The sequence below is a fragment of the Micrococcus sp. HG099 genome (assembly GCF_024723355.1).
Classification (GTDB): Bacteria; Actinomycetota; Actinomycetes; order Actinomycetales; family Micrococcaceae; genus Micrococcus; species Micrococcus endophyticus.
This window is the reverse complement of record NZ_JANQCJ010000087.1, coordinates 1-10,185: the sequence shown is the minus strand read 5'-3', so window position 1 is coordinate 10,185 and position 10,185 is coordinate 1. Positions and strand designations below refer to the sequence as shown.

General features: G+C 73.5%; 11 protein-coding genes. 5 read left to right on the top strand and 6 right to left on the bottom strand.

Going from position 1 to position 10,185, the window contains the following annotated elements:
• Positions 1 to 149 precede the first annotated feature (149 nt).
• The 4 genes from NWP10_RS08375 to NWP10_RS08360 all read left to right on the top strand — a co-directional run bounded on the left by NWP10_RS08375 (position 150) and on the right by NWP10_RS08360 (position 4,115).
• On the top strand, positions 150 to 509 hold the full coding sequence (locus NWP10_RS08375; RefSeq protein ID WP_158491748.1) for a metal-sensitive transcriptional regulator: 360 nt from the start codon (positions 150 to 152) through the stop codon (positions 507 to 509).
• 91 nt (positions 510 to 600) lie between these two features.
• Positions 601 to 819 carry a heavy-metal-associated domain-containing protein gene (locus tag NWP10_RS08370; RefSeq protein WP_017488839.1) on the top strand — a complete coding sequence of 73 codons (219 nt, stop codon included), beginning with the start codon at positions 601 to 603 and terminating at the stop codon, positions 817 to 819.
• 108 nt (positions 820 to 927) lie between these two features.
• On the top strand, positions 928 to 3,435 hold the full coding sequence (locus NWP10_RS08365) for a heavy metal translocating P-type ATPase (RefSeq protein WP_375162476.1): 2,508 nt from the start codon (positions 928 to 930) through the stop codon (positions 3,433 to 3,435).
• A 143-nt stretch (positions 3,436 to 3,578) separates the two neighbouring features.
• The gene (locus tag NWP10_RS08360) at positions 3,579 to 4,115 is read left to right on the top strand and encodes a GNAT family N-acetyltransferase (RefSeq protein WP_017489218.1); all 537 of its coding nucleotides are present in this window, start codon (positions 3,579 to 3,581) and stop codon (positions 4,113 to 4,115) included.
• A 115-nt stretch (positions 4,116 to 4,230) separates the two neighbouring features.
• On the opposite strand, the gene NWP10_RS08355 is transcribed toward NWP10_RS08360, so the two are convergent.
• The 3 genes from NWP10_RS08355 to NWP10_RS08345 all read right to left on the bottom strand — a co-directional run bounded on the left by NWP10_RS08355 (position 4,231) and on the right by NWP10_RS08345 (position 5,603).
• Positions 4,231 to 4,644: a DUF4259 domain-containing protein gene (locus tag NWP10_RS08355; protein WP_017489219.1), complete on the bottom strand. Its 414-nt coding sequence runs from the start codon at positions 4,642 to 4,644 to the stop codon at positions 4,231 to 4,233.
• A gap of 189 nt (positions 4,645 to 4,833) precedes the next feature.
• On the bottom strand, positions 4,834 to 5,166 hold the full coding sequence (locus NWP10_RS08350; protein WP_258300544.1) for an antibiotic biosynthesis monooxygenase: 333 nt from the start codon (positions 5,164 to 5,166) through the stop codon (positions 4,834 to 4,836).
• Positions 5,163 to 5,603: a hotdog fold thioesterase gene (locus tag NWP10_RS08345; protein ID WP_184173241.1), complete on the bottom strand. Its 441-nt coding sequence runs from the start codon at positions 5,601 to 5,603 to the stop codon at positions 5,163 to 5,165. Before NWP10_RS08345 ends, NWP10_RS08350 begins: the two co-directional genes overlap by 4 nt.
• Positions 5,604 to 5,652: 49 nt before the next feature.
• Between NWP10_RS08345 and NWP10_RS08340 the strand changes: the two genes are divergently transcribed.
• On the top strand, positions 5,653 to 6,558 hold the full coding sequence (locus NWP10_RS08340; protein ID WP_258300543.1) for an alpha/beta fold hydrolase: 906 nt from the start codon (positions 5,653 to 5,655) through the stop codon (positions 6,556 to 6,558).
• Positions 6,559 to 6,712: 154 nt separating this feature from the next.
• Here the strand turns inward: NWP10_RS08340 and adhP are convergent, their stop codons facing one another.
• From adhP to NWP10_RS08325, 3 genes are all read right to left on the bottom strand, one after another.
• Complete coding sequence (adhP, locus tag NWP10_RS08335) at positions 6,713 to 7,744, bottom strand: alcohol dehydrogenase AdhP (protein WP_258300542.1); 1,032 nt, start codon at positions 7,742 to 7,744, stop codon at positions 6,713 to 6,715.
• Between the two features lie 52 nt (positions 7,745 to 7,796).
• The gene (locus NWP10_RS08330) at positions 7,797 to 9,320 is read right to left on the bottom strand and encodes an aldehyde dehydrogenase family protein (protein ID WP_017489224.1); all 1,524 of its coding nucleotides are present in this window, start codon (positions 9,318 to 9,320) and stop codon (positions 7,797 to 7,799) included.
• 122 nt (positions 9,321 to 9,442) lie between these two features.
• Positions 9,443 to 10,185, bottom strand: a 743-nt coding sequence (locus tag NWP10_RS08325) for a helix-turn-helix domain-containing protein (RefSeq protein WP_258300541.1), incomplete at its 5' end; no start/stop codon positions are given.

The following is a 10,185-nucleotide window of genomic DNA, read 5'->3' as shown; positions in this document are numbered from 1 at the left end:
GGGGAAACGGGAGCCTTCGGGGGTGCTTTCGTACGGGAGACGGGAGCCTTCCGTTTCCCACACGAAAGGAAGGGCGCAGCCTCCCGTTTCCCGCACGAAAGGGCGGGCGTGGGTTGACGGGATACCCCCTAGGGGTATAGAAACGGGGCATGAGCACGCCCCCCACGACGACGGACGCCCACGATGGCGCGGACCCCTGCGCCGGCGCCCACCCGCCGCACGCGGCGCACCGGGACAAGGACGCGCACCTCAAGCGGCTGCGCCGGATCGAGGGCCAGGTGCGCGGCATCCACCGCATGGTGGACGAAGACGTCTACTGCATCGACATCCTCACGCAGGTCGCCGCCGTCACGAAGGCGCTGCAGGCCATGAGCCTGAACCTCACCTCTGAGCACCTGCGCCACTGCGTGGCCGAGGCCGCCGTCGAGGCCGAGGCCTCGGGCCGGACCGAGCTCATCGACGAGAAGGTCGCCGAGGCCACCGCGGCCATCGGCCGCCTGCTGCGCTGACGCGACGGCACCGGCCCGCCGGCCCTCTCCCCCCCGCGACCGACCAGACCCACCAGACCGACCCGAACCCACCCCGTCCCAGGAGGACCCCATGACCACCACCGACCTGAAGATCACCGGCATGACCTGCGGCCACTGCGTCGCGTCCGTCCAGGAGGAGCTCGGCGAGATCGCCGGCGTCACCGCCGTGGACGTCGACCTCACCGCGGGCGGCGTGTCCACCGCGACCGTCACCTCCGAGAGCCCCCTCGACCCCGCCGCCGCACGCGCCGCCGTCGAGGAGGCCGGCTACCGGCTCGTCGAGGGCTGAACCGTGACCGCCTCACCCTCCCCCTCCGACCGCGCCGCCGAGGCCCTCGGCCGGACGGCCCTGCAGGACGCCGAGGGCACGCGCCGCGTGGACCTCGACGTCACGGGCATGACGTGCGCCTCGTGCGTGGGCCGGGTCGAGCGCAAGCTCGGCAAGATCGAGGGCGTCGAGGCCTCGGTCAACCTCCCGCTCGAGCGCGCCACCGTCACCGTGCCCGCGGGCGTGAGCGACCAGGACCTGCTCGACGCCGTCGCCAAGGCCGGCTACACGGCCGCCGTGCGCCCGGATCCGCGGGCGCGGCCCGCGCGTCGAGACCGGCACGACGACGGCGGCACGGGGCACGCTGCCGACCACGCCGGGCACTCCGACCACCGGGGCCACGAGGCCACCGGCGCGGAGCACGGTGAGCATGAGGGCCACGAGGACCACATGTCCCACGGGCCGAGCGCGGACGTGATCAAGCCGCGGCTGATCGTCGCGGCGATCCTCACGGTGCCGCTCGTGCTGATCTCCATGGTCCCGGCCCTCCAGTTCCCGCACTGGGGCTGGGTGGCGCTCGCGCTGTCGGCGCCCGTGGCGCTGTGGTGCGCGTGGCCGTTCCACTCGGCCGCGTTCCGCGCGGCCCGGCACGGCAGCTCCACCATGGACAGCCTCGTGTCCGCGGGCGTGCTCGTGGCGTGGACGTACTCAGCCGTGGAGCTGGTGCTGGAGCCCGGCATGACCGCCCACGTGGGCGGGACCATGGCCGAGATGATGCACCACAGCCTCTACTTCGAGACGGCGGCGGTCATCACCACGTTCCTGCTGCTCGGGCGCTGGCTCGAGGCCCGCGCCAAGCGCGAGGCCGGGCGCGCGCTGCGCTCCCTGCTGGACCTGGGCGCCGCGCAGGCCACCGTGCTCCCGCACTGGGACGCCCAGACCCCAGACGCCTCGGCCTCCGCCGCAGCCACCCCCGCCGCCGCCACCCCCGCCGCCGCCGTTTCGGGTGACTTGTCGGGGGTCGAAGCCGCTTCCACCTCCGACAAGTCGCCCCAAACGCATCACGACGGCGGTGCGGACGCCCTGACCGAGCGCGTCATCCCGGCGGAGGAGCTGGAGCCGGGCGACGTCGTCGTCATCCGGCCCGGCGAGAAGGTGCCCACGGACGCCGTCGTGCTGGAGGGGACCTCCGCCGTGGACGCCTCGCTGCTCACCGGCGAGTCCGTGCCCGTGGAGGTCGGCCCCGGTGACGAGATCACCGGCGCCACCGTGAACACCTCGGGCCGGCTGATCGCCCGCGCCACCCGCACCGGCGCGGACACCACGCTCGCGCAGATGGGCCGGCTCGTCTCGGACGCGCAGACCGGCAAGGCGCGCGTCGCCCGCCTGGCGGACCGCATCTCGGCCGTGTTCGTGCCGATCGTGCTGGTCCTGGCGGTCCTCACGTTCGTGGTGTGGATGCTCGTCACCGGCGGCGACGTGGCCCCCGCGCTGCGCGCCGGCGTGGCCGTGCTCGTCATCGCGTGCCCGTGCGCGCTCGGCCTGGCCACCCCGGTCGGCCTGCTGGCCGGCACGGGCCGCGCCTCGCAGCTGGGCATCCTCATCGGCGGCCCGGAGGTCCTCGAGGACACCCGCACGGTGGACACCATCGTGCTGGACAAGACCGGCACCGTCACCGAGGGCCGCATGGCCCTCTCCGACGTGCACGCCTTCGCAGACCAAGCCGCTTCCGCGCGGGAGACGGGAGCCTCCGCGCCCGACGACGCCGCCCTCGCCGAGGACCGGATCCTCGCCCTGGCGGCCGCGGTCGAGGCCGGGTCCGAGCACCCCATCGCCCGCGCCATCGTCGCGGGTGCGCGGGAGCGCGGCCTGACCGTGCCCCGCGTGGCGGACTTCGCGTCCACGGCCGGCGGCGGCGTGACCGGCACGGTCGCCCTGCCCGACGCCGGCCCGGTCCGGGTGGCCGTGGGCCGCGGCGACCTCGTGGGCGAGCCGACCCCCGCCCAGCAGGCGGAGTTCGACGCCGCCGAGCAGGCCGGCGCCACCGCCGTGTGGGTGGCCGTCGACGGCCGCGTGGCCGGCGTCCTCTCGGTCAAGGACACCGTGAAGCCCAGCTCGGCCGCCGCGATCGCCCGCCTGAAGGAGCTCGGGCTGCGCCCGCTGCTGGTGACCGGCGACAACGCCGCCGTGGCCGCCCAGGTGGCCGCCGCCGTCGGGATCCCGGCCGAGGACGTGGTGGCCGGCGTGCGCCCCGAGGACAAGGTGGACGTGGTCACGCGCCTGCAGTCCGAGGGCCGCGTGGTGGCCATGGTGGGCGACGGCGTCAACGACGCCCCGGCGCTCGCCGCCGCGGACATGGGCATCGCCATGGGCTCCGGCACGGACGTGGCCCGCGAGGCCGCGCAGATCACCGTGATGGGCGACGACCTCGACCAGGTGGTCCAGGCCCTGGACCTGAGCCGCCGGACGCTCGGGATCATCCGGATGAACCTGTTCTGGGCGTTCGCCTACAACGTGCTCGGCATCCCTGTGGCGGCCCTCGGCCTGCTCAACCCGATGATCGCCGGCGGCGCCATGGCCGCGTCGTCGGTGCTGGTGGTGCTGAACTCGCTGCGCCTCACGCGCTACGCGCGCTGACACCGGGCCTCACCCACGACGACGCCGCCCCGGGATCGCCTCCTTGGGCGGCGTCGTCGTGGTGGCGGGCGAGGGCGGGCCGGGGCGCCGGGTGCGGACGGGCGCGGTGGGATTCGCTTGGCCGAGCGGGCATGATCCGGGGGATGAGCGTCTCCCTCCGCCACCCCACCCCCGACGACGTCCCCGCCCTGGTGGACTTCGTGGTCCGCAACCGGGACCACTTCCGCACGGGCGAGCCGGCGCGCTCCGAGGCCTACTACACGCCCGCCGGCCAGGCGGACCTCGTGGCCGCCGCGGACCGCGCCCGCGAGACCGGCACCGGCCTGCTCTTCCTCGTGGAGGAGGACGGGGTGCTCGTGGGGCGCGCGCAGCTGAACTCGGTGACCCGCGGCGCATTCGACTCGGCCAGCGTCGGCTACGGCGTGGACCGCGCCTGCACGGGGCGGGGGATCGCGACGGCGGCGCTGCGGCTCCTCGTGGGCGTCGGCTTCGACGTGCTGGGCCTGCACCGGCTCCAGGGCGAGACGCTCGTGGACAACGTGGCCTCGCAGCGGGTGCTGGCCGCGTGCGGGTTCGAGCACTACGGGACGGCGCCGGACTATCTGCGGATCGACGGGCGGTGGCGCGCGCACGAGCTGTTCCAGCGGATCAATCCCGGCTGGCGGCGGCGCGGGGCGTGAGGCGTTCGCGCGGGGGGTGCCGGGCGTGAGGCGTTCGCGCGGGGGGTGCCGGGCGTGAGGCGTCCGCGCGGGGCGTCCGGCGGGGAGCGCCGGGCGAGGGATGCCGGCGCTCAGCTCACGGCAGGCACTGGCGCGAGTATTCGAGCCACTGCTCGAGCTCCCCGGACTCCTCCCACAGCTCGTAGAGCTCGGAGCAGGAGGGCTCACGGATGACCACGCCGATCAGCTCGCGCAGGGTCTGGATGTCCTCGTCGGAGAACTGGTCGATGAAGTCGGTGAGATCGACCTCTTCGGCCTCCGCATGCTCGAGCAGCACGTCCAGGTCGGCGTGGTCCTCGTTGCGGGCGATCCGGACGAGCGCCCCGAGGGCCAGCAGGGCCGCGCCCTGGCTCGCGTCCAGGTAGCCCTCGTCCTCTTCTCGACGGAAGTCCTTGCGGAACTCGTCCAGGTCGAAGGAGCCGTCCAGGACCTCATCGACGAGGTCCAGCGCGGTGTCGTTCTGAAAGACGTTTCTTCCCCATGCGCCCATGACCTGACCCTAGGCCCGAGGCGGGGCGGGGGCAAGAGTCGGGGGCGAGGGGCGCCGTCGTGCGTGGGGAAACGAGAGCGAGAAGGCTCCCGTTTCCCACACGAAAGCGGACGGGAAGGCTCCCGCTTGCCGCACGAAAGCGCGCGGGAAGGCTCCCGTTTCCCACACGAAAACGCGGGGCGCGGGGGCTCAGAAGGCCGCGGCCACCGACTCCCAGTGCGTCGCCGCCGGGGGCTGCGCCAGGTGCGGGGTCACGAGCGCCCGCCACTGGCCGAAGGCCTCCGACTCGCGGAAGCCCACCGTGTGGTCCTCGAGGGTCCGCCAGCCGATCAGCAGCCGGTACCGGGCCGGGTCCTCGACCTGCCGGGTCAGCGCGAAGGACGTCGCCCCCTCGCCGCGGAACAGCTCCGCGGCCTCGGCGACGGCGGCCTCGAACGCCTCCTCGGCGCCCTCCGCCACGTGCAGCTCCACCGACTCGACGACCGGCCCAGCCGTCGTCGTCCCCTGCGTCCCGGCGCTCATGCGCGCGGCCGCGGGCTCGTGGAGTGGCCGGTGAACCAGGCGACGAGCTGGCCGTCCGCCTCGATGCCGACCTCGATCATGCGGTCGCGGCCGAACTCCACCGACTGGCGGGCGGTCGCCACGAGGTGCGCGCCGAGCCTGGCGGGCGCCACGTAGGTGATCTCCGCCCGCCGGGTGACGGGGGCGGCGCCGAAGGTCGCCACGCAGTACGCCAGCGCCGAGTCCGCGAGGTGGAACAGGAAGCCGCCGTGGCAGATCTCGTGGGAGTTCACCATGTCCGCGGTGACGTCGCGGTGCAGCACCACGCGCCCCTCGGCCACCTCGCCGAGGGTGACGCCGTGCTCGCGCACCGCGGGGTCGTTCGCGTAGATCTCCTCGAGGCGGGCGAGGATCTCATCCCGGCTCTGGCCGGACGAGCTCTGGGGGGTCTCAGTCATGGGCCCATTGTGTCGCAGGTCGCGCCGCCCCCGCGCCTAGGGTGGCGGTGTGACACAGACCACCTCCACCCCCGTGCGCCTCCGCGCTCCCGACGGCTTCGTGCTCGCGGCCCGCCACTTCACCCCCACCACGACGACGCCCCCGGCTTCGCCTGCCGGCACCGTGGTGATCGCCTCGGCGACCGGGGTGAAGGCCACGTACTACCGGCGCTACGCCGAGTTCCTCGCCGGCCACGGATTCCACGCGGTCACGTTCGACTACCGGGGCGTCGGGGAGTCCCGCGAGCCGTTCGCCGTGGCCCGGCGGGCGCGCTGGGCGGACTGGGGCGCCCTCGACGCGGACGCCGTGCTCGGCTGGGCCCGGACGCACCTGCCCGGCCCCCTCCTGACGGTGGGCCACAGCTACGGCGGGTTCGGCATCGGGCTCGCAGCCGAGGCGCGTCACGTGGCCCGGCACGTGGCCGTCGGCGGTCAGCACGCCCACTGGCGGGACTACCGGGCGCGGCCGGGACGCGTGCGGATGTGGGCGCGGTGGCATGCGGCGATGCCGGCGATCACGCTGGCCCGCGGGCACTTCCCGGGGCGGCGGCTCGGCTGGCTCGAAGACCTGCCGCGCGGGGTCGCCCTGGACTGGGCGCGCAGTCGCCGCGACTTCACCGCGAGCGCCCGCACCGCCGGCGGCCGGGACGAGCTGCGCCGTCGTCTGGCCGCGTTCACGGCGGACGCGCTGATCGTGGCGCCCGTGGACGACGACTTCGGCACCGACGCCGCCCTCGACCGCGCGGACTCCTACTCGCCGGGTCGGCGGACGGTGCGCTGGCGGGTGCGGCCGGAGGAGCTCGGGGTGGCGGAGATCGGGCACTTCGGGCTGTTCCACGCGCGGTTCGCGCCGACCTGCTGGCCGGCCACGCTGGAGTGGCTGCGCGACGGCGTCGTCCCGGCCGCGGCCCGCTGAGGACCGGGTGTCGGGCGCGCTGCCGCGCGCCCCGTCCCCGCGACGACGACGGCGGCCGCCCCGGCCCGGATCTCCGGGTGGGACGACCGCCGTCGCACTGGTGCGCGTGATGTGTCGATACTACCCCGCGCCCAGCCGGCGCCCAGGCGACACGTCAGTCCTGCATCGCGTAGTCGATGACGACGCGGCCCTCGATCTTGCCGTGGCGCATCTCGTCGAACACGTCGTTGATCTCGGTGAGCGGGCGGGTGTGGAAGGTCGGGTGGATCTTCCCGGCCGCGTAGAACTCGAGTGCCTCGACCATGTCCTGCCGGGTGCCCACGATCGAGCCGCGGATAGTCAGGCCCTTGAGGACGATGTCGAAGATCGGCGCGGGGAAGTCGCCCGGGGGCAGGCCGTTGAACACGATGGTGCCGCCGCGGCGGGTCATCGCGATGGCCTGGCCGAACGCCTGCGGGTGCACGGCCGTGACGAGCACGCCGTGGGCGCCGCCGATCTTCTCCTGGATCTCCACGGAGGGGTCCGCGACGTTCGCGTTCACGGTCAGCTCCGCGCCGTGCCGGGTGGCGAGCGCCAGCTTGTCGTCCGCGACGTCCACGGCCACCACGCGCATGCCCATCGCCACGGCGTACTGCACCGCGATGTGCCCCAGGCCGCCGATGCCGGAGATCACGACCCACTGCCCGGGTCGCACCTCGGTCTGCTTCAGCCCCTTGTACACCGTGACGCCGGCGCACAGGATCGGGCCGACCTCCATCGGGTCCGCACCCTCCGGGATCACGGGCGCGTAGCGGGCGTCTACGAGCATGTACTCACCGAACGAACCGTCTGCGGAGTAGCCGCCGTTGACCTGCTCCTCGCACAGGGTCTCCCACCCGGTGCGGCAGTACTGGCAGTGGCCGCACGCTCGCCACAGCCACGCGTTGCCGACCATGTCCCCGACCTTGAGGTTCTCGACGTCGGGTCCGACCTCCTCGACGATGCCCACGCCCTCGTGGCCCGGGATGAACGGCGGGGTCGGCTTCACCGGCCAGTCGCCCTCCATCGCGTGCAGGTCCGTGTGACAGACGCCCGAGGAGATGAGCTTCACGAGCGCTTGATGCTGGCCGGGCGTCGGACGCTCGACCTCCTTGACGTCGGCCTCTTTGCCGAACTGGGTGACGACGGCTGCCTTCATCGTGGTCATGGGGGATCACCTTTCGTGGAGTGGGGAGGGGGCGTGCAGTGCCGGCGTCGGCTCAGAAGAACCCGAGCTTGTCCTCGGAGTAGGAGACGAGCAGGTTCTTGGTCTGCTGGTAGTGGTCGAGCATCATCAGGTGGTTCTCACGGCCGATGCCGGAGGACTTGTACCCGCCGAACGCGGCGTGGGCAGGGTAGGCGTGGTAGTTGTTCACCCACACGCGGCCGGCCTGGATCGCCCGGCCCGCGCGGTAGGCGGTGTTGCCGTTCCGGGACCACACGCCGGCGCCGAGCCCGTAGAGCGTGTCGTTGGCGATCCGCATGGCGTCGTCGAAGTCGGTGAACGTGGTCGTCGAGACCACCGGCCCGAAGATCTCCTCCTGGAAGATGCGCATCGAATTGTCCCCGCGGAAGATCGTGGGCTGCACGTAGTAGCCGCCGGCCAGCTCGCCCTCCATCTCGGCGCGGGCGCCGCCGATGAGCACCTCGGCGCCCTCCTGACGGCCGATGTCCAGGTAGGACGTGATCTTCTCGAGCTGGTCGTTGGAGGCCTGGGCGCCCATCATCACGTCCGTGTCGAGGGGGTTGCCGGTGACGATGCGCGAGGTCCGCTCCACGACGGCGTCGAGGAACTTCGCCGCGATCGACTCCTGCACGAGCGCACGCGACGGGCACGTGCAGACCTCGCCCTGGTTCAGCGCGAACAGGGTGAAGCCCTCCTGCGCCTTGTCCCAGTAGGCGTCGTCGTTCGCCATGACGTCCTCGAAGAAGACGTTGGGCGACTTGCCGCCCAGCTCCAGGGTCACCGGGATGATGTTCTCCGAGGCGTACTGCATGATCAGCCGGCCCGTCGTCGTCTCGCCCGTGAACGCGATCTTGCGGATGCGCGGCGACTGCGCGAGCGGCTTGCCGGCCTCGAGGCCGAAGCCGTTGACCACGTTGACGACGCCGGCCGGCAGCAGGTCCGCGATCAGCTCGATGAACACCATGATCGAGGCCGGGGTCTGCTCGGCGGGCTTGATCACGACGGCGTTGCCCGCGGCCAGCGCGGGCGCCAGCTTCCACACCCCCATCAGCAGCGGGAAGTTCCACGGGATGATCTGGCCGACCACGCCGAGCGGCTCGTGGAAGTGGTACGCGACGGTGTCCTCGTCCACCTGGGACAGGCCGCCCTCCTGCGCGCGGATCGCGCCGGCGAAGTACCGGAAGTGGTCGATGGCCAGCGGGACGTCCGCGTTGAGGGTCTCCCGGACGGCCTTGCCGTTGTCCCACGTCTCCGCGACCGCCAGCATCTCGAGGTTCTCCTCCATGCGGTCCGCGATGCGGTGCAGCACGAGCGCCCGCTCGGCCGCCGAGGTGGCGCCCCAGGCCGGGGCGGCCTTCCAGGCGGCGTCAAGGGCGACGTCGATGTCCTCGGACGTGCCGCGGGCGACCTCGCAGAACACCTTGCCCGTCACGGGCGTGACGTTCTCGAAGTACTGACCCTTGACCGGGGGCGTCCACTCACCGCCGATGAAGTGCTCGTAGCGGGACTTGAACTCGACCTTGGCCCCCTCGGTGCCCGGGAATGCGTAGACGGTCATGGTGCTGGCTCCTTTGCCTGCGGTTGCCTCGACGCCGGGTGGCGCCCTGCCGTGGCTGTGACCCTAGTCACAAGGAGGTTGCACGAAGGTTGCAGTCGGGCGCGGAAGAGGGGCGGGCCGGGTCAGGCCAGGTCCCGCTCGATCCGCTCGAGCGTGGCCACGGCGAGCGCGCGCCGCGGCGAGTCCGCCGGCAGCAGACGCAGGGCGGCACCCCAGAGCTCGACGTCGTCGCGGGCCTCAGGGCGGCCCAGGTAGGCCCAGAGCTGTTCGACATCCGCGTCCTGGGCGACGGCCTCGCGCAGCGCCTCCCCCAGCTCCGCCCGGATCGAGGCGACACCGGGGGACACCGACCGCGGCAGCACCGGCCCGGCCGCCGCGTGCAGCGCACGGTCCAGATCCCCGGCGCGCAGCGCCTCCCGCGCGCACAGCAGGTCCGCGTGCACCTCCCCCACGAGCCGGTACGGCCGGGACAGCAGCGCCACCGGCGCCCCCGCGTCCTGCAGCGCCCGGCGGAGTCGATGCACCTCGGCGCGCAGCGAGATGGCTCGGGCGGGGGCGTCGCCCGGCGCGGGCCGGTGCCCGGCGGTCTCCTCCGGATACAGCGCGACCTCGAGTTCGGCGCCGGTCAGGCCCGGGCCGTGCCACGCGAGGAGGGTGAGGATCTCGGCGTGCCGGCCGGTGAGCTCGACCCCGTCCAGCGTGGGCGGCAGATGGCCGGTGACGCGCAGCAGGCCCGCGGCGGCGTCGTGGCGGTGCGGTGCGACGGCGGGGCTCGGCCCCGGCGAGACGGACGGCGGAGCCGAGGGGCCCGGCGTCGGGACGGTGCCGCGGGGACGGCCCCGGGGCGGGGCGGGCAGGTCCCGCC

Bases quoted from the DNA above. Each gene is read 5' to 3' on its own strand.
- NWP10_RS08365 (WP_375162476.1), top strand. From the start codon at position 928: ATGACGTGCGCCTCGTGCGTGGGCCGGGTCGAGCGCAAGCTCGGCAAG.
- NWP10_RS08355 (WP_017489219.1), bottom strand. From the start codon at position 4,644: ATGGGCGCATGGGGAAGAAACGTCTTTCAGAACGACACCGCGCTGGAC.
- adhP (WP_258300542.1), bottom strand. From the start codon at position 7,744: ATGACCACGATGAAGGCAGCCGTCGTCACCCAGTTCGGCAAAGAGGCC.
- NWP10_RS08360 (WP_017489218.1), top strand. From the start codon at position 3,579: ATGAGCGTCTCCCTCCGCCACCCCACCCCCGACGACGTCCCCGCCCTG.
- NWP10_RS08330 (WP_017489224.1), bottom strand. From the start codon at position 9,320: ATGACCGTCTACGCATTCCCGGGCACCGAGGGGGCCAAGGTCGAGTTC.
- NWP10_RS08350 (WP_258300544.1), bottom strand. From the start codon at position 5,166: ATGAGCGCCGGGACGCAGGGGACGACGACGGCTGGGCCGGTCGTCGAG.
- NWP10_RS08345 (WP_184173241.1), bottom strand. From the start codon at position 5,603: ATGACTGAGACCCCCCAGAGCTCGTCCGGCCAGAGCCGGGATGAGATC.
- NWP10_RS08375 (WP_158491748.1), top strand. From the start codon at position 150: ATGAGCACGCCCCCCACGACGACGGACGCCCACGATGGCGCGGACCCC.
- NWP10_RS08370 (WP_017488839.1), top strand. From the start codon at position 601: ATGACCACCACCGACCTGAAGATCACCGGCATGACCTGCGGCCACTGC.